24 protein-coding genes are annotated in these 24,324 nt (G+C 67.9%); 7 read left to right on the top strand and 17 right to left on the bottom strand.

The features are described from left to right. Window positions 1-549 precede the first annotated feature (549 nt). The 13 genes from ACGF4F_RS26200 to ACGF4F_RS26140 form a co-directional block, all read right to left on the bottom strand. Window positions 550-1,455, bottom strand: coding sequence for a ribokinase (locus tag ACGF4F_RS26200; RefSeq protein ID WP_393081173.1), 906 nt, complete (start codon window positions 1,453-1,455; stop codon window positions 550-552). 26 nt (window positions 1,456-1,481) lie between these two features. Next, window positions 1,482-2,426 (bottom strand): nucleoside hydrolase, encoded by a 945-nt coding sequence (locus ACGF4F_RS26195; RefSeq protein WP_393081170.1) that lies wholly within the window; start codon window positions 2,424-2,426, stop codon window positions 1,482-1,484. Continuing rightward, window positions 2,423-3,094: a M24 family metallopeptidase gene (locus tag ACGF4F_RS26190; protein ID WP_357442011.1), complete on the bottom strand. Its 672-nt coding sequence runs from the start codon at window positions 3,092-3,094 to the stop codon at window positions 2,423-2,425. The genes ACGF4F_RS26195 and ACGF4F_RS26190 overlap by 4 nt, the downstream gene beginning before the upstream one ends. Beyond that, on the bottom strand, window positions 3,091-3,852 hold the full coding sequence (locus ACGF4F_RS26185) for a glutamine amidotransferase (RefSeq protein ID WP_073836501.1): 762 nt from the start codon (window positions 3,850-3,852) through the stop codon (window positions 3,091-3,093). The genes ACGF4F_RS26190 and ACGF4F_RS26185 overlap by 4 nt, the downstream gene beginning before the upstream one ends. Window positions 3,853-3,884: 32 nt before the next feature. After that, window positions 3,885-4,619, bottom strand: coding sequence for a BtpA/SgcQ family protein (locus tag ACGF4F_RS26180; protein ID WP_393081165.1), 735 nt, complete (start codon window positions 4,617-4,619; stop codon window positions 3,885-3,887). Between the two features lie 48 nt (window positions 4,620-4,667). Next, the gene (locus tag ACGF4F_RS26175) at window positions 4,668-5,462 is read right to left on the bottom strand and encodes an energy-coupling factor ABC transporter ATP-binding protein (RefSeq protein WP_393081162.1); all 795 of its coding nucleotides are present in this window, start codon (window positions 5,460-5,462) and stop codon (window positions 4,668-4,670) included. Next, window positions 5,452-6,291 carry an energy-coupling factor ABC transporter ATP-binding protein gene (locus ACGF4F_RS26170; protein WP_393081159.1) on the bottom strand — a complete coding sequence of 280 codons (840 nt, stop codon included), beginning with the start codon at window positions 6,289-6,291 and terminating at the stop codon, window positions 5,452-5,454. The genes ACGF4F_RS26175 and ACGF4F_RS26170 overlap by 11 nt, the downstream gene beginning before the upstream one ends. A 14-nt stretch (window positions 6,292-6,305) precedes the next feature. Further along, window positions 6,306-7,109 (bottom strand): energy-coupling factor transporter transmembrane component T, encoded by an 804-nt coding sequence (locus tag ACGF4F_RS26165; RefSeq protein WP_393081156.1) that lies wholly within the window; start codon window positions 7,107-7,109, stop codon window positions 6,306-6,308. Further along, window positions 7,106-7,756, bottom strand: coding sequence for an ECF transporter S component (locus tag ACGF4F_RS26160; RefSeq protein ID WP_393081153.1), 651 nt, complete (start codon window positions 7,754-7,756; stop codon window positions 7,106-7,108). The genes ACGF4F_RS26165 and ACGF4F_RS26160 overlap by 4 nt, the downstream gene beginning before the upstream one ends. 53 nt (window positions 7,757-7,809) lie before the next feature. After that, window positions 7,810-8,745, bottom strand: a complete 936-nt coding sequence (locus ACGF4F_RS26155; protein ID WP_393081150.1) for a carbohydrate kinase family protein — start codon at window positions 8,743-8,745, stop codon at window positions 7,810-7,812. Further along, a complete protein-coding gene (locus ACGF4F_RS26150; protein ID WP_393081147.1) occupies window positions 8,742-9,794 on the bottom strand; it encodes a LacI family DNA-binding transcriptional regulator in 1,053 nt (350 codons plus the stop codon). Before ACGF4F_RS26150 ends, ACGF4F_RS26155 begins: the two co-directional genes overlap by 4 nt. A 131-nt stretch (window positions 9,795-9,925) precedes the next feature. After that, window positions 9,926-10,231, bottom strand: coding sequence for an HAD family hydrolase (locus ACGF4F_RS26145; RefSeq protein ID WP_393081144.1), 306 nt, complete (start codon window positions 10,229-10,231; stop codon window positions 9,926-9,928). 335 nt (window positions 10,232-10,566) lie between these two features. Next, a complete protein-coding gene (locus tag ACGF4F_RS26140; RefSeq protein WP_357442020.1) occupies window positions 10,567-10,743 on the bottom strand; it encodes a hypothetical protein in 177 nt (58 codons plus the stop codon). A 525-nt stretch (window positions 10,744-11,268) separates the two neighbouring features. On the opposite strand from ACGF4F_RS26140, the gene ACGF4F_RS26135 reads away from it, so the two are divergent. Together ACGF4F_RS26135 and ACGF4F_RS26130 are read left to right on the top strand one after the other, a co-directional pair. Beyond that, window positions 11,269-11,886: a hypothetical protein gene (locus ACGF4F_RS26135; RefSeq protein WP_357442022.1), complete on the top strand. Its 618-nt coding sequence runs from the start codon at window positions 11,269-11,271 to the stop codon at window positions 11,884-11,886. A 397-nt stretch (window positions 11,887-12,283) separates the two neighbouring features. Continuing rightward, entirely contained in the window at window positions 12,284-12,787 is a 504-nt protein-coding gene (locus ACGF4F_RS26130) for a hypothetical protein (RefSeq protein ID WP_393081139.1), read from the top strand. On the opposite strand, the gene ACGF4F_RS26125 is transcribed toward ACGF4F_RS26130, so the two are convergent. Both ACGF4F_RS26125 and ACGF4F_RS26120 read right to left on the bottom strand, forming a co-directional pair. Continuing rightward, window positions 12,742-13,029 carry a hypothetical protein gene (locus ACGF4F_RS26125; RefSeq protein ID WP_393081136.1) on the bottom strand — a complete coding sequence of 96 codons (288 nt, stop codon included), beginning with the start codon at window positions 13,027-13,029 and terminating at the stop codon, window positions 12,742-12,744. The genes ACGF4F_RS26130 and ACGF4F_RS26125 overlap by 46 nt on opposite strands. Before the next feature lie 54 nt (window positions 13,030-13,083). After that, window positions 13,084-14,202, bottom strand: coding sequence for a transposase (locus ACGF4F_RS26120; protein WP_393081133.1), 1,119 nt, complete (start codon window positions 14,200-14,202; stop codon window positions 13,084-13,086). A gap of 326 nt (window positions 14,203-14,528) precedes the next feature. Between ACGF4F_RS26120 and ACGF4F_RS26115 the strand changes: the two genes are divergently transcribed. The 5 genes from ACGF4F_RS26115 to ACGF4F_RS26095 all read left to right on the top strand — a co-directional run bounded on the left by ACGF4F_RS26115 (window position 14,529) and on the right by ACGF4F_RS26095 (window position 20,378). Further along, window positions 14,529-15,005 carry a hypothetical protein gene (locus ACGF4F_RS26115; protein WP_357442027.1) on the top strand — a complete coding sequence of 159 codons (477 nt, stop codon included), beginning with the start codon at window positions 14,529-14,531 and terminating at the stop codon, window positions 15,003-15,005. A 1,167-nt stretch (window positions 15,006-16,172) separates the two neighbouring features. Further along, on the top strand, window positions 16,173-16,328 hold the full coding sequence (locus tag ACGF4F_RS26110; RefSeq protein ID WP_393081130.1) for a hypothetical protein: 156 nt from the start codon (window positions 16,173-16,175) through the stop codon (window positions 16,326-16,328). A 579-nt stretch (window positions 16,329-16,907) separates the two neighbouring features. Continuing rightward, the gene (locus tag ACGF4F_RS26105; protein WP_393081127.1) at window positions 16,908-18,749 is read left to right on the top strand and encodes an FAD-dependent oxidoreductase; all 1,842 of its coding nucleotides are present in this window, start codon (window positions 16,908-16,910) and stop codon (window positions 18,747-18,749) included. Between the two features lie 12 nt (window positions 18,750-18,761). Next, complete coding sequence (locus ACGF4F_RS26100) at window positions 18,762-19,055, top strand: hypothetical protein (protein ID WP_393081124.1); 294 nt, start codon at window positions 18,762-18,764, stop codon at window positions 19,053-19,055. A gap of 375 nt (window positions 19,056-19,430) precedes the next feature. After that, the gene (locus ACGF4F_RS26095) at window positions 19,431-20,378 is read left to right on the top strand and encodes an endonuclease/exonuclease/phosphatase family protein (protein ID WP_393081121.1); all 948 of its coding nucleotides are present in this window, start codon (window positions 19,431-19,433) and stop codon (window positions 20,376-20,378) included. 139 nt (window positions 20,379-20,517) lie between these two features. Here ACGF4F_RS26095 and ACGF4F_RS26090 read toward each other — a convergent pair whose 3' ends face one another. After that, a complete protein-coding gene (locus ACGF4F_RS26090) occupies window positions 20,518-21,459 on the bottom strand; it encodes a hypothetical protein (protein WP_393081118.1) in 942 nt (313 codons plus the stop codon). A 174-nt stretch (window positions 21,460-21,633) separates the two neighbouring features. Next, complete coding sequence (locus ACGF4F_RS26085; RefSeq protein WP_393081115.1) at window positions 21,634-24,234, bottom strand: hypothetical protein; 2,601 nt, start codon at window positions 24,232-24,234, stop codon at window positions 21,634-21,636. Between the last annotated feature and the right edge of the window lie 90 nt (window positions 24,235-24,324).

The raw sequence follows: 24,324 nt of genomic DNA, 5'->3' as shown, positions 1-24,324 counted from the left end.
ATCCGTGCTGGTCACAAACTTCTTGATCACCGAGTGGTGAGTGCGGCTCTGCCGCGGGCGCGCTGGGCCCGACGGTGATCGACATCGAAGCTGAGGTCGGCGTACGGCACCGCGCAAGGATAGAGCCGAAGGCACCGATCGCACAGTGGGCCGGCCTCAACACCTGAACCACCAAGCGCACGAGGCGGAGCACTTGGAGATCGCTGTGGACTCTCGCTCGTGAAGGGACCTCACTCGCCGGGGCGGCTGCTCGCCAGTCAGCCGGCGAGCAGCTGGCTGGTCTCCTCTCCGAGCGCCACCGCCGCTCGAGCCGCCAATGCGACAAGATCAGCGTGCTCCGCCACGGTGGTCCGCAGCTCCGGCCGAGGAGCGTAGCGCCAGGCGACTCGCGCTGCGTCACGGGGGGTGAGTCGGGTGACATCGGCCTTGCCCGTTCGGCCAGCGCGCGATAAAGGCGCGAAGAACGCCTGAACCGGCGTGCGAGAAGCAGGCCGCGGCCGCCGGGAAGGGACCGGAGTGCAATCCCCCCGTTTTTCGACGTGAGCCGGCTCATCTGCCCGCGAGCAGGCTCTCGACGACCGGCCGGTCGGGGTAGGACGACTGCGCGCCACGCGCGCCGACCGTGATCGCCGACATCGCGACGGCAAACCGCACCGCGTCCCGCAGCGGGGCTCCGTGCGACAGCTCGCACGCCACGGCGCCGACGAACGCGTCTCCGGCCCCGGTAGTGTCGACGACCTCCACGACACGACCCGCCTCACGGTGGAGCCCGTCCGGATCGGCGACGAGCGCTCCGTCCACGCCGAGCGTGATGACGACGGACCGTGCACCGGCGTCGAGCAGTCCGCGGGCGAGTTCCTCGAACCCCGAGGCGTCGCGGCCGAGCACGATCCGCGCCTCGTGCTCGTTGACGATGAGCGGGTCGCACGCGCGCAGCGTGTCGGCCGGCAGCTCCCGTGCCGGGGCGGCGTTGAGCACGACGCGGATGCCGCGCGCCGCCGCCGCCGTCGCAACGTGGTCGACCGTCGCGGCGGGGATCTCCATGCTCAGCACCACCACGCGCGCCTCGGTCCAGCCCGCGTCGGGCCGCTCCACGAGTTCGACGTCAACCGCGCTGTTTGCACCGGGCGAGACGACGATCGAGTTTTCGCCGTCCGGTGTGACGAGGATGATCGCCGTGCCCGTCGGCCGCTCGACGGTGTGGACGTGCTCGACGTCGACGCCGGCGTCCTGCAGTCCCCGGCGGAGGAACGCGCCGTGGTCGTCGTCGCCGAGGCATCCGACGAGCCGCGTGGCGGCGCCGGCCCGAGCCGACGCCGCCGCCTGGTTCGCGCCCTTGCCGCCGGGGTGCAGGGCGAGGTTGGAGCCGAGTAGCGTCTCGCCGCCGCTGGGGCGCCGCGGCACCTCGACGACCAGATCCGCGTTGGTGCTTCCCACGACCACGACCTCTGGCATGCCTATCCCTCCGACCGCCGGTCCGGTCAATCCTGGCGCAGCGACGCGTCGAGCGCCGACAGCCGCGAATCCAGCAGGTCGCGGAATCGCTCGACGTCGACCTTCACCGCGACGTCGCAGTTCGGCTCGCCGCTCTCGCAGGCGCGGTCGACGAGCGTCATCCCGGACGTGAGGCGTCCGACGTTCTCGACGTCGACGAACGCCGGCACCGTCGTGAACACGTCGGGGTCGATCACCCCGGCGACCGCGAGCGAGTCGTGCTGCGGCATCGCGGCCTCCATGTCGACGCCGACGTTGTGGTAGCCGGCGAGCAGGTGCCCGACGATTTCGGCGACCGGGCCACCCGAGGCGAACAGCCGCGGCAGGTGCTTCCGCGCCACCGTGGCCTGGTGCGTCGCGTTCAGCCCCACCATCGTGATCGGGACGCCGAACGCGAAGACGCGTGCCGCGGCGTCCGGGTCGAACCAGATGTTGAACTCCGCGACGGGCGTGACGTTGCCGAGTACGTCGAACGCTCCCCCGCCCATGATGACGAACCGCTCCACCTTGCGCGCCGTCTCGGGGTACTCGTTGACGAGCATCGCGATGTTCGTGAGCGGCCCGATCGGGACGATCGTGATGGGGTCGGTGCTCTCCTCGATGAGACGCGCGAGTAGGGGGACTCCGGGTTCGAAGGTCCGCGTCGAGACGGGCAGGCTGTGGCCGGCGAAGCCGTCCTCGCCGTGCACGTCGGGCGTGAAGTCGATGTCGCGCCGCCACAGTGGCCCCGACGCGCCCTTGCCGACCGGGATGTCGAGCCGCAGCAGGTCGGCGAGGGCGGCCGCGTTGCCCGACGTGTATGGGAGTCCGACGTTGCCCGCCACGGCGACGAGCCCGCGTAGGTCGACTTCGGGACTTGCGGCGGCCAGCATGATCGCCAGCGCGTCGTCGATGCCCGGGTCGGTGTCGATGACGATGGGGCGGGCGTTCATCGGATCACCGTCGCCTTCGTCGGGCCGAACCACACGACGTCCTCGCGCTTGACCCCGTAGAGGTGGTTGCCGATGAAGGGCTCCACCGCCCACGCCCCGCGCATTACGGTCTCGTTGGAGGCGTCGATGTACCCGTCGTCGTACGACGAGTTCGCGGTGAGCGAGTGGCCGATGTTGCTCAGGCGATCGAGTAGCACGTACGGGGTTTTCGCGAGCTCGTCGCTGAAGACGCCGAACCAGTCGCACGCCCGCATCCCCGGCTTCGCGGCCGCGAGGACCGTCGCGTGGATGCGCTCGATCGTGGCGAGCGCCTCGCGCTGGGCGTGGTTGTCTCCCCGCTGGAAAGAGCGTGTGCAGTCGCCCCACCATCCGTCGACGGTGACGGGGTGGACGTCGATCATGCCGAGGTCGAGGTTCCACAGGGCGCGGTCGGTGGGCACATCGGTGGGGAAGCAGCTGAGCGTCCCGATCCCGAAGCCGACCGTCGTTGGCGTCCACGTGCCGACCGCGCCGGCGTCCAGCACCATCTGGTCGATGATGCGGTGCAACTCTCGCTCGGTCTGTCCCGCGACGGCGGCCTCGGTGCCGGCCTCGGCGACCTTGATGGCGATGCGCTGCGCGGCGACGAGGCCGGCAGGCGGCTCGTCGGTGATCTCGTGGTCTGTCATTCCTTCTCTCCTTCTTCCTCGCCCGCGAGCCAGCCGACCATGTCCTGCCAGAGGGCGTCGAAGCCCTCCCATGCGAGGAACTCCGGCGGCAGCCAGTGCGGCCCCATGTCGCTCGCGAACGCGGCGACCCGCCCTTCACCGTGGCGGCCGACGACCAGGAGTGGGCGTCCGTCGACGGCGATGAGCGTCTCGGCGGCGGGACGCATCCGGAGTCGCTGGTAGCCGAGGATGGCGGGCAGCTCTTGCGGGACGTGCGCGACGGCGGCGTGCCGCTGGACGACGCGGGGGCGCACGCCGTGCGGCGTCTCCTCGCGGTCGTCGCCGACCTCCATGTGGACTGGGAGGACGGCGGCGAGTGCGGTGCCGCGATAGTTCGCCTTGGCCTCGATGCCCTGGAAGCTCAGGTACCCGCCCACCATCAGCAGCGCGCCGCCGCCGTGTACCCAGTGGGCGAGTGCGGCCAGGCGGTCGGGTACCGCTTGGCCGCGGGTGAACACGTCCGTGGGCAGCAGGATCGTGTTCGCACCGATGTCGCTCAGTACGATCACGTCGTACCGGTCGAACTCGGCGGTCGTCGCCGGGAATTGCGCCGACGCGACGTGGTTGGGCATGAAGTCGACCTCGTGGCCGCCGCGCTCGAGGGCCGCGATGAAGGCGCCGCCGCCCTCCTCGTAGGTCGACGTGAAGAACGAGTCGAACCCCTTCGTGTGGATCGAGGTCGTGGACCACGACTCTCCGGCCAGTAGTACTCGTGCCACGGAATCTCCGTTCGTTCGACGAGGGGCGAGGGTCAGTGCGTCGCGCGGACCGCGGCGACGAAGCGGGCGACGTTCTCGGGGGCGACGTCGCCGGTGTCGGCAAGCGTGTCCTTCAGGGCACTGCCCACGACGACGCCGTCGGCCTGGGCGAGCTGCTCCGCGGCGTTGTCGGGTGTGACACCCGCGCCGACGATCAAGGGGAAGCCGGGGCCGACGATGCGCCGGAACTCCGCGATCTTGTCGAGCGGCGTGATGAGTCCCGTCCCGTCGCCGGTGACCACGATCGCGTCGCACCGCCCGACGGCGAGCGCGAGGTCCTCCTCGAGGGTCCGGCCGGAGCGGTACGGCTGGTACTTGAAGCGGACGCCGCCGAAGACGGATGCCTCTACCCCGGCGCGCATCTCGGTGAGCCGCTCGGCGAACGCGGCGTCTTCCTCTGGCGAGAGGTGGCCGGCGACCGAGTCGAGCTGCAGGAAGGCGATCGGGTACCTGCGCGCGAGCTCGAAGGCCTGCGCGTCGTCGTTGAGGACGTTCAGCCCGATGACGACCTCGGGGCGCTCCGCCGCCAGGTGGTCGAGCACCGCGATGACGTCCTCGACCTCGCCGAAGTAGTTCTCAACGATGATCGCGTCGACGCCGTTTCCCCATAGGTCGTCGATCTCCTGCTTGGCGCGGCGGAGGCGGTCGACCGCGTCCTCGCCCTTCAGATGGAGCATCGCGAAGATGGGAGTGCCCGTGGGGAAGACGGTGCGGAAGGGCCTGCTCATGGGAGTCTTCTCCGGATTCGGATTCGGGGTTCGGATTCGGGGTTCGGGTCAGGGGACGAGCTCGACGACGTCGTCGACGGTGAGGGCGCTGCGGCTCAGATTGAGGTCGCGTGCCAGCTGCGCGGCATCCGGCCGGCGGATGCGGGAGCGCCGGAGGATGTCGTCGTCGAGGAAGACGTCCCTGCGGTCGCCGTCCGCGATCACCGCACCGTCGGCCATCGCGACGACGCGCCTGAACGCGTCGATCACGAAGCGCATGTCGTGCGTGATCGTGATGACGGCGACGCCCTCGTCGCCGAGCCGGTCGAGCATGCCGTGCAGGAGTGCGAGCCCCCGGGAGTCGAGGCCCGCCGTGGGCTCGTCGAGGATCACGTACCGGCACTCCGACACGAGGATGGCGGCGATCGCGACGAACTTGCGGATCGCGCTCGGCAGGTCCTTCGGGTTGGTGTCGAGGTGGTCGCCGATGCCGGTCAGCTCGATCGCGCGGGCACAGCGCTCCTCGCGCTTCTCGTCGGGCCACTTGAGGTACTTGGGTAGGTACTCGATCTCGGAGCGGACGTCGGCGGCGAACAGCTGGTCGTCCGGGTTCTGGAACACGTACCCGACGTCGCGGGCCACCTGCGCGGTGGTGCGCTTCGCGGTCGACGCCCCGTCGAGGAGCACCTCGCCCTCGGTCGGCAAGAGCAGACGGTTCATGAGCTTGACCGTGGTTGTCTTGCCCGCCCCGTTCTGCCCGACGATCGCCAGCCGCTCACCGTCGTCGACGCGGAGGTCGATGCCGCCGATCGCGCGCGAGCCGTCGGGGTAGGTGAAGCCCACCCCGTTCAGTTCAATGGGCATGCGTGCTCCTCCCGATCCGTACGGAGATTTCGTTGAACGCTTCGGCCCGCTTAATCGGCAGCCGGTCGAGCGGTTTCCCGGCGACGGCGAGCCTGCGGCCGAGCTCGGTCACCTCTGGGGGGACGACGCCGTACGCGCCGAACTCGTCCGATCCGACGACATCCCTCGTCGGCCCGTGCATCACGACGGTGCCCTCGTTCATCACCGTGATGGTGTCGGCGTACTGCGCGAGCAGGTCGATCTTGTGCTCCGCGAGCACGATGGACTTGCCCCTGTGCTTGAGTCCCTCGATGATCTCGAACACGGCCTCGGATGCCTCGGGGTCGAGCTGGGACGTCGGCTCGTCGATCACGACGACCGGTGCGTCCATGGCGATGATCGACGCGAACGCGACCTTCTGCCGCTGTCCGCCCGAGAGCTCGTTTGGGTTCTTCTCCACGATCGCCTCGATGCCGAGCTGCTCGACCACGCTCTCGACGCGCTCGATCATCTCGTCGCGGGGCACACCGAGGTTCTCGAGCCCGATCGCGATCTCCTCGAACACGGTCTCGCGGATGCCGCTGATCTGCGTGAACGGGTTATCGAAGACGCAGCCGATAGTCCGCGACAGCTCGGCCGGGTCCCAGTCGAGCAGCGGCCTGCCGAGGATGACCACCTCGCCGGTGAGATCGCCGTGGTGGAAGTGCGGGATGACGCCGCGGATCAGGCTGCACAGCGTCGTCTTGCCGCTCGAGTTGAGCCCGACCACGCCGTGCAGCCGGCCCTCCTCGAGCTGCAGGTCGATGCCGACGAGCGCGGGTTGCTCCGCGTAGGCGTAGGTGAAGCCCACTCCAGTCAGTGAGGCTAGAACCATCCGAGGATCCCTCCGGTGACGGCGGCCGCGGCCACGACGAGCGAGAGCACGACGAGCACGGTGTCGACGGCGGTAAAGGGCTTGAGGTTGAGGAGGCTGGTGTGCCTGCCCGGGTTGTTGAAGGCGCGAGCGTCGAGCGCGATCGCCCGCTCCTCGGTCGCCGTCATCGCCGTCAGGAACACCGGGGCGAGCACCGGGAAGAACGCGTGTGCGCGCACGAACACGTTCCCCTCGGCCTCGATCCCCCGTGCCTTCTGCGCGTCGAGCACGACTCGGGCGGTGGCGCCGAGGTCGGTGATCGCCTGGAATGACGCCAGGATGACGTAGCTGACGCGTGGGCTCACGCCGATCCGCTCGAGGGCCAGCATCAGCCGGCGCATCGATACGATGGCGAAGAATAGCGTCACGCCGCCGCAGATCACCATCACCGCGGTGGTGAAGCGCAGACCGTTTTCGATGCCCTCGCGCGTGATGGCGATCGGCCCGAGCGGGACGAGGACCGTCTCGCCCTTCACGAGCAGGGCGCGCAGGGCGAACAGGATGAGCCCGACCGCGATCCAGAGTTTCAGGATCGTGACGAGGTAGGACGGACCGCGCCCAGCGAGGTACGCGATTCCGACGAAGAGCACGCTGACCGCCAGCGGCACGATCCACCCCGCGCTCGCCAGACCCACCACGATCAGCGCCGTGATGCCGGCGACCATCGCGATGGGGTGGATGTCGAGGACGGCGTTCCCCAGTGTCATCGGCTGGCGGTAGCGGTCAGCGACGGCGGTCACCGCGGTGTTCGTCATGACTGAGTGGCGGTCGTGGCGACCGGCTTCTTCGCGCGCGGATTCGGCTGGCCGAGGTACACCCGGCCGAGCGGCAGCTTGACGAGGAGCCGCTTCGGGATGCCCTTGATGATCGCGTACACGATCAGCACTGTCGGCACTTTGTCGAGGACGTCCATCGGCAACTGGGCGGCGAAGTTCGCCGTGTTCAGGTCCATGCCCATCGCCGTGAGCGCGCCGACGACGATCGCGCCGCCGCCGACGGCGAGCCCGTCGAACACCCAGATCGTGATGAGGGCGCCGCAGAAGCCGCCGATGAAGGCGAACGGGAGCACGGACAGCAGCGTCTTCCACCACGTGCGGAACACGCCGATCCGGCCGAAATAGCCCGCCAGCAGACCGAACGCGACGTTGAGGATCGCGAACGCGAACGTTGGCGGGGAGGTGATCGAGTTGATCCCGTTCGAGATGAGGCCCACGAGCGCGCCCGGAAGGCCGCCGCAGGTCGCTCCCACGAGGATCGTTCCGATGCTGTCGAGATAGACCGGCAGCTTGAGGAGCAGTGCGATCTGCCCGCCGACGAAGTTGATCGCGATACCGATCGGGATCATGAAGATCGTCAGGCGGCCGTAACCGCGCATGAATGTTGCGAATCGACTGGAAGCCATCGTCGGCGTCCTTTCTTGTTTGTGTGCGCCGAACTCAGCCTCAACGGGGTGAGTCACATCGTCGTCGACGTGGTCGGTGCGAACGATCGGAGGAAGTCGTCGACGTCCTCGCGCGTGGTCATGCCGGCGCGCGCGCCGATCTTCCCGACGGCGAGGGCGGCGGCGGCGTTGGCGAACTCGGCTGCGGCGACGGGGTCGCGGCCGATCGAGAGTGCGTAGAGGAAGGAGCTGGTGAATGTGTCGCCGGCACCCGTGACGTCGACGACGTCGACGGGAAGGCCCGGCACCGCGACCACGCCGTCGCGGGTGTGCAGTTCGCAGCCCTCGCTGTCCTTCGTGACGACGACGGCCGTCGCACCTCCGACGAGGAGCTCCGGGATTGAGCCGCCGGTGGCGGCGAAGCGGGCCTCGCCCATGGCGTTCATGAAGACGATGTCGCAGTGCTCGATGAGTCCCGTGCCGTGGTTCTCCTCGTTGTAGACGTCGAGGTCGACGACGATCTTCGCTCCGCGGGCGCGGAGCGCCTCGAGCACCTCGTGCGCGCCGAGCTCCCCCATCCGGAGCGGCTTGGCGTCGGTGAGGGTCGTCACGATGAACTCGGCCTCGGCGAGGTGCTCGAACGTCTCGGGGGTGATTTCGGTGCGCGTGATGCCAAGCGTCGGGATGATCACGATGTGCTGCTCGCCCGAGATGAGGACGATGCAGTGCGAGTCGGGAACAGTCTCGTCGAAGATCACGAACCGGGTGTCGAGTCCGTGCTCGCGCAGCTGCGCGAGGAGCTTCTGCGTGAGGGCGCCGGAGTTGAGTTGGCCGATGAACGACGTCGGCATGCCGTAGTGGGCGTAGATCGACGCGGCGTTCGCGATGCTTCCCCCGAACTCGGGTTCCAGCGCCTGCACGATGACCTTGTCGTTCGCCTGCGGGAAGTGCGGCGTGACGTAGTACTCGTCCTGGGCGACGTCGCCGAGGAACACGGAATGGCGGGTCATCGGCGGACCTCCCCGGTCGAGGCGCGGACGATGAGCTCGACCGGGATGGCGATGCGGCCGGGCACGAGTTGCTCGCCCGTCTCGAGTGCGTGCAGCAGGGTGCGGGCGGCCAGGGTGCCGAGTTCGTGCGTGTCCTGGCGGACGGTCGTGAGCGGCGGAGAACTATGCCGGCTGATCGACACGTCGTCGAACCCGACCACCGAGACGTCCCTCGGCACGCCGAACCCCTGCGCGCGTAGGCCTTCGATCGCGCCGAGCGCCATGAGGTCGTTGTGGGCGAACACCGCCGTGATCTCGCCGGCGGCGAAGGCATCAGCGAATCCGTCGACCGCGGGGGGGCCGCTCTCGACGGAGTAGTCGCCGGACGTCGTGAACACCCGGCCGCCGGCCGGCTCCCACGCGCTGGCGAACCCCGTGCTGCGCCGGACGCTCGTCACCGGTGCATGCGCTCCTTGGATCTCGAGCACGCTGCGGTGGCCGAGGGATAGCAGATGCTCGGCGACGATTCGGCCGCCCGCCTCGTTGTCGGAGACGATTGCCGGCAGGTCGACGATCCCCTCGATCTCCTCGTCGACGAGGATCACGGGGAGATGCCCGTTGAGGGCCGCCCGGGCCTTCGCGCCCAGCACGGCGCCCGAGGCGTAGATGATCCCGTCGACCGCGCGGGAGGCGATCATCTCCAGGTAGCGGCTCTCCCTCCCGGAGTCGAATCCGGTCGTCGCGAGGAGCATGTTGTATCCGCGTTCCATTGCGACGGACTCGATCCCCTTCGCCAGCTCAGCGAAGTACTCGATCGCGATGTCGGGGACGACGACGGCGAGGACGCTCGTCTTTCCGAGCGCGAGGCTCTGCGCGGCGCGGGTCGGCACGTAGTCGAGCTCGACCATCGCCCTGCGCACCTTCTCGCGCACCGTCTCGCTCACCTTGCGCTTGCCGCTGAGGGTGTGCGAGACGGTCGTCGGGCTCACGCCCGCGTGCCGGGCGACATCGGAGATCGAGACCATCCGTGCGGCTTCCTCGTCGTCGGGGCGCGATGCTGCTGCGGGCACCGCGCCGTACCTGGCGGCTCGCTCGGGCGCGCACTGCAGATCTTGCAAAGCGCTTTGGCAAACCGCTTTGGCGAGGAGTATGGGCCGGACCTCCGGCCGAGCGCAAGGGTTTCGTCAGCCCCCGTTGCGGTTCAGCCGCGGACGCATTCTTCGAGCCAGCGCGCGACGCCGTCCTCGTCGTTCGAACGGATGGTGCGCGTGGCGAGGGCCCGCAGCTCCGGCACGGCGTTCGCCACCGCGCACGATTCGTCGGCCACGCCGAACAGCGGCACGTCGTTCACGTTGTCGCCGAAGGCGATCATCCGCCCCGTGCCGAGCTCGTCCGCCAGCCGCCGCGCGGCGAGCGCCTTCGTCCCGCCCGCGGCGTGGATCTCGAGCCAGTGCTCCCAGGTGTAGCCGTCGACGGAGAGGAAGTGCGGCGGCGTAGCCGCGCCCACCCCGCGTCCGGATGGAAGGGCAATTTAGTTGGAGTTGAGCGGTGCGGATCGCAAGATTCCCTCAACCACGTGATCGCGGTGAGTCGGAGTCGCGTGCGCTGACCACCATCACCCGCCACGTCAACGACTACGCAACCCGCGCCCGCCTTCCAGGCGCCGCGTGAAAACTTGACACAAGTGTGAAGAACCTAGCGACCAAAGATCGCTAGCGCCCGGTTCCTCCCCGATCAGCCGCAGGGTGCCCAGACCGAAGTGCGCCAGTCCCGGATCGGATGGTGGCTTGTAGCGCCTGGGGACCACCTGAACATCCCGTCGTGCCCGCGAAAGACCATCGCCTACAGGTGAGATGTGCGCGTGAGGGCGGCGAGCGGGTGGGGCTGGCCCGTCATGGCGGCCAGCGCGGCGGCGACAGAATGCATGCCAGCTCTGATGTAGGTGGTGGTGGCGGGCCCGCGGCGGTCGGCGTGGCCGGCGTAGGCGCGGGCCACACCGCAGCCGAAGTGGCGTTCCACCCAGGTGAGGGTGGTGTGGCGTAGCCAGTGGGTGGAGATGCCCTGCGCGGCGACCCACGGCAGGCGTTCGCCGATGCGTCTCCAGAGGTGGTCGTAGCGGCTGCCTCACTCCTATTGGCCCTCGAAGAGCAGGCATCAGCAGCAGTGACTCGGCGGCAACCGGGCCTTGCACCGACAGACTGGCAGCAGCCGGCAGGGACCAGGGTCGACCAGTGAACGTCTCCGCCATCTTCGCCTTGGTGCGTTCGCAGGTGGCGTCATCGGCGAAGTCCGCGCGCAGAGCCGGAATGCTCCAGGTCTCGGGTGGTTCCGCCACGGGCAGGGTGGCCGCCGATAGAAATTCCTCACCGCGCCGGCCGTTGCTCATGATCGATGGTCTGAGCGGGGTGTGCCGGGTGCCCACGCTGTCAAGTGATCTGCCGAAATGCGCAAGGCGCATCGGCGCGCACCCATGGGAATCGCTAGCTTTCGATGCGGTGGCCGCGGAGTGAGGTCACCCTCTCGGGGCAGGACATAGGAGGAAACATGAACGGTGCCAGCAGTAACCCGACCGCCGGGAAGAGATGGCACAAAGGCAGGAGCGCGGCATTCGCGATGATGCTCGTCGCGAGTCTCCTCTGGGTCTTCGGCGCGAGCCCGGCCCAGGCGCACACGCTCAACGAACTCGCGCCGTCCGGGGCGTCGCCGTGGCTCTACACCCAGTCGTGGGCTCTCACCGGCTACGGATACAACACCCCGCCGACCCACGTCGACTACTACAACGGCGACCACCTCTCGGACAACTACGCCCTGGACATGACCCCGACCGGGGGGCTGAGCTCCTGCGGGCAGCCCATTTACCCGATCTGGGACAACATGAAGGTCTACGCCATCTCCTCCGGCACCGGGGGGATGTACCTGCGCAAGACGATCGGCACGCAGGTCTACGAACTCAAGTTGCTGCACATGAAGAACCTGAAGTACGGCGTGGGGGCCGTCGTCGGCCCGACGAACGTCGTCGGGTACAGCAGCAATACCGGGACGAGCTCGTGCCACCTCCATGTCGCGGTCCACAAGATCGTCAGCGGCACCCGCTATGCCGTGCGTCCCGTCTTCTGCGGCCGTGAGGTGACGGTTCGCAACGTCGGCTACCAAGGCTGCTGACACATCCAGACGGATCGGGTGCACTGTGGGGCGCGCCTCGCGGTGCACCCGTCATGTCCTGGGTGACCAGCTGTCACGCGAATTCGCCGCTCGGCTCTGAAGGATGCACGCGTCCCGTGTCGACCGCCAGCGTTCGCCCACACCGGGTACCAGTTCATCCAGGTCGACGGCGTCACCGGCGTCCTGCTGGCCGTCGCCCTACGGCTACGCCGCCCCGAACCGCAGCCGTCAGCCCGCAAAGAAGCTTGTCAAGCCAGCTGCCACTTTCCGCAGTCAGCTTTCCCTCCGCTCAGTGGTTCACGGACGCTTGCCAGCCGGAAGAGGCCGGCCGTGACCGCGTCGACGTCGGGCAACCCGGCTCGTCCCCCGGCCGGCGACCACCGCTCTGAGGAGGACCATGAAATTTCGCAGCCTGGCCCGGATGTCCGCAGCGATCCTGACCCTCGCCGGCGCGCTGCTGGCCAACGCCGGCCCCGCCGCAGCCCAGCCGACCAAGACGGACACCGCCGCGCAGACCACAGCGACGACCGTCCCGATCGATGTCCAGCTTTTCGGGCTGCGGCCGGGTACCGCGTGCACGACCGGCTGGGTGTTCGGTGACAACTGGAACCACACGGGCACCTTCAAGTGCGGCACCAAGGTGATGCAGGTCGACTGGACCGGCACCGGCGGGTACGAGTACTTCGGCATCGCCCCCGACCGGACCATCTGGCACTCCTGGGCCAGCAGCCGCGGTTACGTCGTCATGCCCAACAACGGCCGCGCCGATGCCATGAACTGGGCGTGGAAGTACTCCGACGGTACGCGGCGAGTCTCGGTGTACGTCTCCGGCAGCGGCTACTGGTGCAGCACCGACTATGCCGGCGACGGGTACAGCTGGAAGAGCTGGGTGCGCTGCTGAGCAGGCCGGCGGCGCCCGTCCAGCCGGGGCGGGTGCCGCCGGCCGCGGCCCGGACGGTTCGGGCAAGCCGTCGGGCAGCGGGTCGCGACCGTCTGCTTCTCCATCCGCTTGAGCACCTCGTGTTGGTGTAGGGGCGGGTCGATGGCTGCTTGCCGCCGGCCGGACACGATGAGCATCTCGTCGGCCCGGGCCCGCAGCGCGGCCAGCATGATCGACTCCGCCCTTGGGCGGAGCTGGGGCACGTTTCGTCCGGCAGGTATGCCCTGCCGGATGAAACGGACAAGCCGTCGGCCGAGTCAGCCGGCCAGCACGGGTGGGCAGGCTCTTCCCATCACCAAGCCGCCCTCCCACCGGGTCGCGACCCCGAAGGCGTCCAACAGCCGCCCGATGTCGCTGGTCACCGTCCGGGTTGAGACACCGAGTCGACGGGCGATGGTGGCATCCTTGGCGCCCCGGCTGAGCAGGGCGGCCACCTGCAGCTGACGCTCGGTGAGCGGGAGGACCCCAGGGGCCTCGCGGATCGGCACGGCCTGCTGCTGCGTCTCCCACCAGAGCTGGCAAAACGCCATGACGAGATCCGAGTCGCGGCAGAGCCAGGCGGTCGGTTGCCCGTCCGGGGTGGGTGGACCGGGGAACAATCCGATGCGTTCGTCAACGACGATGCCGACCCCGTGTACCTTCGGGGCCACCCAGGTGTCGGGATGGACGGCCGCCACCAGCGACAGGTGCTGCAGCGGGCCGGTGATCATGTGGCCTTGGAGGCCGCGCACCCGGGTACGCAGGTTTGGTTCCCGTTCTCGCCGATGCGGGTCGAACGGGCATCCCGGGGCAAGGTTGTACACCACCGACGAGGTGGCTCGTTCCAGCAGCTTGAGCCGTTCGAGGATCGCCGGCAGTCCCACAGCGAACAGACGCACCGGTCCGCCGGTCGACGCCGGGTCCACGCTGGTGATCCGGGCATACACCGACGCCTGCAATGCCCGTGCCCGGGCTGCGGGTTCGTCCTGCTCGGACCACCTTCGGGCACCCATCGGACTCGACTCACTCACCGTCGCACCCCTCCGGATCGCTTCGAGGGCAGCCTGGCACAGCGGCGCAAGCCGCCGGTTTGCCGAGCGCGGCCACGAGTAGGTTCCCCGCAACCGGTCCCGTCGCGTGTGGATCGACCATAGCGATGACGGCGGCTGCCGTCTCCGCACGATCGGCGGCTCGAACATGCCCGCAGCGTCGCGCCGAACGCGGACCTGCACCGGCCCGACGTCGGTGAGCACCGTCTTGATCCGGCTGCCGTTACGGATGTTCCCGCTGCCCGACCGGCAGGGGTCGTGCTTGTCGTAGCCGACGAGGTCGGCAATCTCACCGTCGAAGACCGACTCAAGGACCCGCTTGGCCAGCTGCTGCAGCAGCCCGCCCACCGGTCAGCTTCAGCCCGTCACCACGAGCCCGATCGACCAGCATCGCGATCAACTGCTCATCCGCGACCGCGCTCACCGGCTCCACGATCGATTTCCTGCCCCGAGGCGATTTCGGTCGCCATCTGGCGTCTCTCCATTGATGGGTCGATCAGCCGCTATTTCCATTATCAATCTCGATCGGTCCGGTAGCCACCCGCGAAACCCTAGCCCGTATCGGCTGGTCCGCGTCGAGGCAAGCTGGTTGCGTTTACTCGCAATCCGCTGGCGTACGCCCAGGCTCGGTCGCGAGGCTGGTCCGCAATCGACCCCCACCGCTAGGAGAAGGTATGAAACGCACCCTGGCCACAACCCTGGCGACTGTGCTCATGTCCACCGCCATCCTCGGTGCCGTCAGCGCTGTGGCGCCGAGCAGCGCCTCCGCAGCGGCGGGTGATACAACCCTGGTAACGCACCACCCGCCGCTGACCTGCACGACGACCTGGAGCTTCACCGACCGGTGGGGGCACAAGGGAACGTTCAGGTGCAAGACCAGGATCATGGAGATCAACTGGTTTGGCCAAGGCCGCATCGAGTACTTCGGCATCGCGCCCAACCGGACGATCTGGCACTCTTGGGCGAGCAGCGGATGGGTGGTCATGCCCAACAACGGCCTTGCCGACGAGGTCGACGGCGCAATGGCCAGGGAGCCTCACTACCGCACAGTCGCCGTGTGGGCGGGCGGCAATCTCTGGTGCAGCACCGACTACGGCTACGGCTACAGCTGGAACCCGTGGCACCGGTGCGACCTGAACAACTACATCTGAGGTCACGGCGGGCCAGCCGCGGCAATGCAGGCCGCCGCCCGCCGCTCCAGAAGCACTGCCTTCTCTCGTCGCGCCGCATCGACTCTGTTGCTTGGAACCGTGAAGTTCATCCGGGACAGTGGTAGCCGGTGACGAGCCCGACGATGGCATCTCATCGAAGTTGGTCTAGGTAGGCTGCCCAGGGCGGTTGGTTGAGGTCGTGTGACGACACGGCCTGAATCTGCGTGATGACGAAGGCCTCCGGTTGTGGAGTGGAGCCGTCTAGGAACCGCTCCGCCAACCAGGAGGCCTTCGTTTCTGGACAGCTAAGGCGTTGACTGCCTTGCGCCCCGGCGGACGGTGTGGTTCGGGTGAGCGTGAGCGCGCCGGCGACCCAGCCCTTCAGGCGCCCGGCGACCGGCCGATCCGGGTGCTCGGCGCGCCGGGCGATCAGGGCACGGACCCGCCCGGCTTGCCAGCACGGCGTTCGTGGCCCCGGGAGCGTGCCGGGACGGCAGAATCCGGATCCACTCGGTGACCGCGTGATGCAGGTCCGGCGAGCTCCGTGCCAGTGACGCCGAGCTGGCGCCCGCGACCGTGGAGTCGACGTGCGCCAGGAAGTCCTTCATCGCGGTCAGATACATGCGGCCTGCGCTCTCGCGTAGCCGTCCGGCCTGCACGAGTTCCACCCACTCGTCAGCCAGCTCCGCCGCAAGCCGCGCACACGCGAACGAGGCAGGATCGAATGACAGCACCACCGTGTAACGGGTGCGGTGCCGCATGCGGGGCAGGCCGGGTCGCGGCGATCGATGGAGTCGCGGTAGTGGCCGCAGCCCAGCCGTCGCAGACGCTGTAATAGCGGCGTTCCAGGTCAACCGCACCCTGCGGCGGCGTGGCGGCAGCCTCCGACGCACACCCGGCCATTCCCCGCAGCGTTTGTCGGCGGCTTGCCCCGGAGCTCCGACAAACCTCTGACATTGCTTCCACGGACCCACCAATGGAACCCGCGCCAGCCGATCTGCCCCGCGTTGACCTGGGTGTTCATTTGGGGCGCACGTTTGTGAAGGGGTCGGCTGGCGCGGGCCTCGGGTAGTCGCGCGCCCCTGTGCGGACGTGTCAGGGTTCACGCAAGACCTCCAGCCGCAACACAATCAATGTCGGCGGGCTGCGGGACCAGGGAGGTAGGAAGTGGTCGACACGGTGGGCCCTCACGACATTCGTGAGGCGCGACGCGACACGCAGGGGCGCCTGGCATTCGATCCCGTCGAGGAATCGGATGTTGACGCCCTGCAACTCCATGACCTGGACCGTTTCCTGTACCCGGGTGTGGAGCAGGTGCAGTGAGGGGCGGGCGAGGTCCCGAAGCGCAGCCTCGGACAGACCCAGTTATTCCCCGGCGCTCCAGGCCGGTCCGGCGTGGTAGCGGCGGTCGCGATCCTAGCGATCTTTGGTCGCTAGACGGCGAATCCGCGGTGCATCAGGGCGGCGAGGTCGTTGACATGCGACACAGGCGCCATGCCGAATGCACCGGGCCGCCGGTCCACCCGCCGCGCGCACATCGACACGACCGGACGCCAGCTTGATCCGAAACTGTGACGCTGCGTAGTGCGCGGTCGGGGGCATGTCCGGGCGTTTCTCGGCCCACGAGTCGTCACACGCGGCGGGGTGAGGCTGGTTCGGATCTCACGAATCGCGGCATCTGGCCACGACTCGGCATAGACGTGACGTACCAGTGCAGACGGCGATGGGAAGCAACCTTTGATCGAGTACACCGTCTCGCCGCTCTAGGAGTCAGTTGAGCGTGGCTGTGGGGCACACGCCGGGCCTCGCCCAGGTAATGGTCAGATATGCGCAAGATGTTCCCGCTGGCTGCGGCAAAGTGACTCTGGAGGTCATGACCGAAGTTGATCGTCGGAGGGCATCGTGGTCAACAGTTCGACTCAGCACCGTGGCTCCATCGGGACCGTGTCACAGTGCGGCATCCCCGACGAGGTGGACGTAGCGATCATCGGCTCTGGCGGTGCAGGCCTGATGGCGGCACTCACCGCCGCTAAGGAGGGCGCACGAGTCCTTGTCGTCGAGTCCCGGGAGATCGTTGGGGGCGCCACCGGGATCTCCGCGGGTGCCGCGTGGATCCCCAACCACGGCTTCTCGACCCAGGCCCTGAAGGTGAACGACGACCTGGACCAGGCCCGGCGCTACATCTACGGCGAAGGCCGCGATCAGATACTCGACCACGACCTGGTGGAGAAGTTCCTGGAAACCGGACCCCACGTCGCCAGATTCATCGAAGAGCACACTTCCTTCGGGTGGATCCCGACGATCTGGCCGGACTACCGCTCCGACATCGACGGGGCGTCCGTCAGTCGGGCCCTCTTTCCCGGCCCGTACTCCCCGGAGGGACTGGGGGAGGCCGCGAAGTTCGTGCGGCCGGCTCTGACGACTGGCATGGCCAAGAACCCGCTCCCGTTCTGGCTGCTGGCTGGGATCGGCATCAAGGACGTCTGGCTCGCCGGACCGGCGCTGATCGGAGCTCTGCTCGAGGCTGGCCTGCGCAACGGTGTCGACGTACGCGTCGAGACACCCGCGACCCGGCTCCTCCTGGATGGCTCGAGCGTGCGGGGGGTTGTCGTACAGGCCGATGACGGCGTCCAGCACACGGTGCGCGCCACCAGGGGGGTCCTGCTGGCCAGCGGCGGCTTCGAGAGTTCGACCGATGTCACCACGACCCACCTCGGCGCGCCCTTCGGGGTGCAGGTCTCCCCCAGCGGCCATGACGGCATCGCGGTGCAGTTGGCCCGGGAGGTGGGCGCTGATCTGACCGGCATGGAGGATGCCTGGTGGATGCCCGGGGTCCAGTTGCCCGGTGAAGAACTGGAGGGCCGCCCACTCAGTCGGGTGTTCCTCGGCGAGCGAGCGCTGCCGCACAGCATCATGGTGAACAGCAAGGGTGAGCGCTTCGCGGACGAGGCGATGGCGTACGACCAGTTCGGGAAGATCATGCGCGAGGTCGACCCGGAGACGGGCACCATGCCGAACGCCACAGCGTGGCTGATCTTCGACCACAACTACTGGACGAAGTACGGAATCTTCGGCATCACGCCGGGCGGAGAGGTGCCCGACTTCCTCCACCGCGCCGACACCCTGTCCGAGCTGGCGGCCAAGATCGGGGTCGACGAGGTGGGGCTGCTGCGCACCGTCGACCGGTTCAATCCCGAGGCCGCACGGGCTCGCGACCCGCAGTTCGGCCGCGGTGACACCTTGTTCGACCGCTACTTCGGCGCCTTCTATCCCCGGCTGGGCAAGTACTCGCCCGACGTGCGGTTCCCCGCCGCCACCGCAAAGGCACGGATGGGCATCGCAAGGGCGATCGGACCGATCGTGAACAAGCTCGCGGCACGTGCGGCGAAGAAGAACGACCCCGAACACCTGCGCTCCCTCGTGGTCGGGCCCTTGGCGAAGATCGTCCGACCTCTCCTGAAGAGCCCGAGGTCAAGCGTCCTAGGACCCATCAACACCTCGCCGTACTACGCGCTCAAGGTTGAGGCCAGCGCGCTCGGCACGGTGGGTGGCCCGAAGACTGACGCACACGGGCACGCGCTGGACATCGATGGCAAGGTCATCCCGGGCCTGTACGCCGCCGGCAACGCAGGAGGCGCACCAACGAAGGGGTTCTACGGGGGTGCCGGAGGGACGATCTCGCTGGGGCTGGTGTTTGGTTACCTAGCGGGACTGGAGGCAGCCCGGCGGCAGGACGACTCCTGAGCCATCTCGTTCTTGACCTCGACCATCGGGCCGGCGGTCGACGTCCTCACGATGGTTACCAACAAGGTGCTGGTACAGGTGAACTGCGCGAGTCACGGGCTGCTGTGGGAGGGCTGCTCCGGACACCGCTGCACCCCGGCCTCGGGCACGCCCTACGGCGGCACACCCGGCACCCCGTGGGCCGGTCCGCACTCGACGCTCAAGGCGGCGCTGATCGAGTGGATCAAGAGTGGAACCTTCAACGGCGCCTCTAACGGACAGTTCACCGTCAACGAGAGCGGGGTGGCGAGCGCCACCGGGCCGTGAGATCGGCTGGCGTTCGACGGTATGAAGAAGGCTCGGGTCACGATCGGCGATCAAGCCCGTGACCTGGGCCTTCCTACCGAGCGGCCCGACGGGACGGAATGGAACCCTCGGCCTACGCATTGCGAGTTCGTTCCGGTGACTGACTGCGCCCCGGCCCGCTCGGTCCAGCCGGACTCGATCCCGGACCCGCACACCAGCCCACCCACGCTCGCCGCTCTGGCTGCTCGCCCGGCTGCCCGAGGGGGTTCTTGGTGCGAAGCTGCTCGAACTCAGCGGCCCGTCCGTCGGGCTTGGGGCTGTTCAGGTGACAGCACGATGGGCCGGTGATTACCGTCCGTGGCAGAGGCCAGAATGGCAGCGACGACGGGAGGCACCATGACGTCAACCTTGACCGTGATGACGTGGAACGTGGAGAACCTCTTCCCAGTCGGCCACAAGTACGGACCCCCGGACCGCGAGACGTACGACGTCAAGATCGCCTACCTTGCCACGACCATCCGAGGTCTCAACCCGGACGTGGTCGCGTTGCAGGAGGTGGGTGACCCACGGTGCGCCCAGGACCTCGCCCGTGCGGTCGGCGACGGCTGGCAGGTTCAACTCGCCGATCCCGCCGCCGGCAACCACCCCATCCGAGTCGGCGTCCTGTCGCCCCACCCCGTCACAGTCGAGGACCAGGTCGTCAAACTTCCCGACGCCGGCCTGCCAGCGGTGCCGGACGTCGATGGCAAGACCCTGAAACGGATGGGCCGCGGCGCCCTTCAAGTCCACATTGACGTCGGCGGCGGCCTGCGGCTTCTCACCTGTCACCTCAAGTCAAAGCTGCTGACCTACCCCGACGACCGCCGCTACCCGAAGAACGAAGACGAGCGAGCCCGCGGCGCCGGCTACGCCCTCCTGCGGCGGGCCGCCGAAGCCGTCGCCGTCCGCGTCCAGGTCAACAAGGTCATGACCGCCTCCGCCACCAACGGTGAACCCGGCATACCCACCGTTCTCTGCGGGGACCTCAACGACGGGCCCGACGCCGTCACGACCACCCTGCTCAGCGGCCCGAGCGACGGAGACATCAACCGGCCAGACAAGGGCGACCCGGTGCGGCTGTACAACCTCGCCCCGCTCCTGCCGATTGGGCGGGCGTACTCACGCATCTACCAAGGCCGAGGCGAACTCATCGACCACATACTCGTCTCCCGCGACCTGCGCCTACGAGTCGCCAGCGTCGACAGCCTCGTCGACGACATCGGCTCGATCACCGAATCCACCGACACCCGACGCCCCGCCACCGTCCCCGACCACGCCCCCGTCATCGCCCGCTTCCACGCCTGAGCAAACCGACAACCCGCCGAGGCACTTGCGGAGATGCTGAGGGGAGCCTCCCCGCGGTGAATGAACGGCCTGCCGGACAGATCCCTGGCCGGTGCTGGCCCTCTACGCCTGGGCGGGCCCGCCGGATGGCCGAGGTGACTCAGAAGCCGAAGTGTCGCCAGAGGTTGAGGACGGCTTCTTGCCCGGCGTCGGCGATGGCAGTGTCACTGGCGGCGACCGTCTGCCAGCCTGCGTATTCGTCGTAGGCGTCGCAGATCTGCTGCCAGGTCGAGTGCAACAAGGTCCCCACGGGGTGTTCGGCGATCCCAGGAATGGCGAAGGCACCTGGCGCGTCGAGGGATCGTGCCTCGGCCTCGGCGTGCGCGAGAAGCGTCAGCAGGCTCCCGGTCTGGCGTGCAACGAGGCTCTGCTGTTCGCCGGTCAGTGTTTGGCCGAGGAGCGAGGACCACTCATCGTGGAGGTGGTCGAAGGCATCGAGGGTGGCACCGAGGTAGTTGTTGTCGTCCTCCGAGCCGAGGAGGCCCAAAGGGAGCGGCAGGATGCCTCGTGGAGTTTGAACGGTGAACATCTGCTTCAGGACGGAGTCCGCGGCAAGGTCGCAGCGCAACTCGTCGACTGCGTTGCGAACTGACCAGCGCGCTCCATCCGCCGGCGTGTGCACTGTCCTTGCAAGGTGTTCGGCACTGCCGGCTTCGACGCGCAGCCGATCGAGCCGGGGATGGAACAGTTCGTGGGCCAGCAGGCCGGCTCTCTGGGCATCTGCGGTTGACTGCCTGGTCCACCAGTTCGCGTCGATGATCACCCGTGCTGAGGCATGGTCGGCGCTGATCGGCACCGTCTTGCCGTTGACGTCGCCGCCGAGCCTGGCTGCCCCGAATGGGCCGAAGTCGTGCCCACCGACCCGATACGCCTCGTCTACCGCAGCCGCGAAGTCGGCGGCAACGATGACCGTCACGCTCAACCGCCGAGGACGGGGCGCATGCCGATCGAGCAGTGGTTCGATCGTTAGGGAGAGGGCGTCAGCGGACGTCGCAGGCGGAAGCCCATCGCCCTCGTGAGTCTGCAAGGTCAGATCAGGCACCCCTAGATCGTGCCTGACGACCTGCCGCGGAGGAGGGCTGGACGCGCCGGGCCCGGCGGGTAGTCGGACCGGAACGTTGAGGGCTTGCGGTCGGCCAAACTGTTGGCGGTGGGTTCGACGGTCGAGGTGTTCCGTTGACATCGACGGCGAGGTTTCTCCGTACTTGATCAGGGGCTACTGCGGCCACGGTGAGGTTGTTCCGGTCTGGGCGTCGACGGCAAGGTCGGTGATCTTCGGCGTTCTCAGGCCGGCGACGAGTCTCCCGTGAGGGACGACGCGCTCCCAGGGGTGTTCTCTCAACTCCTTGGCGAGCGCGGCAACGACTCCGGGAGGCCATTCGGGCGCGGCGGTCGCGAGGAGGATCTGGTCGGCCTGCAACTGCTCGGCCAAGCGAGCACGCTTGACCATGGCGTCGGCGGAGTTCTTGCCTAGGTCGGCTGGTCGCTTGGCTTCGGCGGTGATCACTTGGCCGTCGGCGTGTGCGAGAAGATCGAGTTCGGCGATGGCTTTGCCCGCTTCATTGAGGAGTTCGAGTTCAGCGACGTCTGCGTAGTTCCGGGCCGCAGATCGCAGGTAGTGCGACAGCATCAGCGGGACGTCGCCATTCTGCGCGACGAGGCCCCGCGCAGCGGCATGCAGGTCGTAGTACCAGGCGGGCTCGTTCAAGGGTTTGCGCCATCGCGCCTGATCGAGGTCGTTGGGCGACAGACACCGGGGGCACCGGTTTACCTGGCTAACTTCATCGATGGCGAAGAAGGCGAGTGTGGAGCAGCGGGCACAGCCGAGCGCGAGGCCGCGCCGCAGGATTCCTCGGCGGAGGAAGCCATCGATGTCGTGACGGAGCCGTTCGATGGGCAGGCTGTCTCCCGCTGCAGCGATGATCCCGTCGAACGTCAGGTAGGGCTCGAACAGTTCATCGCCCGCGCCGGTGCGCATCGCGACACCGGTCGTCTCGGTGAGTTCGAGTCGCTGCGAAGTCTTGGCCGGGCGGAATCGGCGAAGCACAGCCGCGATTGGGCCGGAAAAATCGGTCGCCAGCGCCGCACGATCACCCCACAACTCGCGGACCACTTCTACCTGACGGCCCGCCGCGGAGAACGCCATCGTGTTGCCGTGCTGATTTGCCATCAGGTTCGCCCAGGTCGCCAGACCCGGCATGCGCAACCTTGGGCGGGTGAGTCTCGCCCCTGGTGGCATCCCCGCTATGAGCAGGCCGAGCCGTTCGGACTCGAAGGTGGCCCCGTCCCGGCCGCTGCGGACACGTTCGCCGAACGGCGACGACCCCGATGCCAGCAAGGATGATCCGTCGAGACCACGGCCGTGTGGTGTTTCACTCGGATCGAACTCGACGTCAACCTGCCACCGAAGCCGAGCAGCGCCATTGCGGTCTAACCCGGTCGCGAGGTCGGCCAACATGCCGTCGGTGACAAGCGGAGGCGGGAGCGGTGTGACCATCTCGACATCGCCGTTCACGTCCGCGTTGACCGGCGCGGCGAAGTCGCGCCCGAAGTCTCCGGCTATCGCGAAGTAGAGCACAGCCTTCTTCGGCCAAGACGCCGACTCACTCTTGATCCGTTCGGCCAGTCGCTCCGCTTGCCCGTCGCGGTCCCGGTACATCGTTGGATCGCGAAGCCGGTCGCACAGTTCGTCCAACTCGGTGGCGGACAACTTCGATGAGGTGACCCGGATCTCGCGGCCATTCCTCGCTGGCCAATACACGGACGAGCGCAACAGAAGGAAGACCCTCGACGAGGTATCCAGGACCCCGTCTTTCCACAGCCAATCCGGAGGCAGCCACAACCCCTGCCCGTACATGCGACGGTGGGCGAACGCGAGCGCGAAGTCCACCGCCGAGTCGCCGACGCACACCAGCGACTGCCCAGGGTAGTCGAAGTCACGGGCAATTGGCACGGTCCCCTTGGTCGTGAAGTCGAAGACCGCCGGCAGCCGAGCCAGATCATGATTAAGCGCGGCACCGGGATGCCACACCATCTGCTGAACCGGCTTCGCAAAGCCTGCCCTCGACCGATCCGACGGCAAGCCGTTGTCTACGAGCCACGAAGTAACCGACTTGAAGTCGTCGCTTGACAGCACTGGATCGACGCCGACCTGCGGGAAGTCCACGACACCACATGCTGCCGCAACGGCGACACCCAGAGTTCCGCCCCAGTCGGCCGGGCTCGCCAAGCAAGACTCCCGCGGGTAGGGGAACCCTTCGATGACCTCGTCGTACGCGCTCACAGCCAACGCGGAGGCGCTGGTGAGGTGCTCGAACTTCCCGTCTGCAGTGCAGGACGTTACGCCCTCCATCCATTCGCGGTCTCCGGCAGCACGACCTGTCGTCGACCTCCGCCGGTAGGTTGCGCACGCCTCCACGACCGCCCGCCGTCCCCGCTCGTCGGCCGGATCGTCTATCGGCTCGTCATGATGCTCTGCGATGAACTTCGTCCGTTCGTCCCCGTCGAGTTCTCGGGTCTCATCGAATCGGATACGGACCGAACCACGACGTACCGCCTCCGTGGTTCCGTATGTACGTTCCAGGGCGACGACGTAGTCAGGATCGTAGGTGCGGACTGCTCGCAGCATCTCCGGAGCGACCTGGCCGTCCTGGTGGGGAACCAGGATGAAGCCCCTGCCGCCCCAAACTCGCGAACACGCCCGCAACGCCAGGCGTACCCAGTAGTGCCAGTCCGGGCCCCCGTCGAACACCACTGCGACCCGCGGGGGCCGCAGGGTAGTGCGCAGGGTCGCGTAACTCAGGCCGCCGGGCGTCATGACTGTTCTCCGACCGTTGGTACTACTGGGAAGAGGTGGCCGCCGGAAACTACCAGGAGTGACGACGGGTAGTTCGTCCACCTTGGTCTA

This window comes from Micromonospora sp. NPDC047740, assembly GCF_043204735.1.
In the GTDB taxonomy this organism is placed as follows: Bacteria; Actinomycetota; Actinomycetes; order Mycobacteriales; family Micromonosporaceae; genus Micromonospora.
Note: the sequence above shows the minus strand (reverse complement) of the source record. Positions and strands in the feature narration are given on the sequence as shown.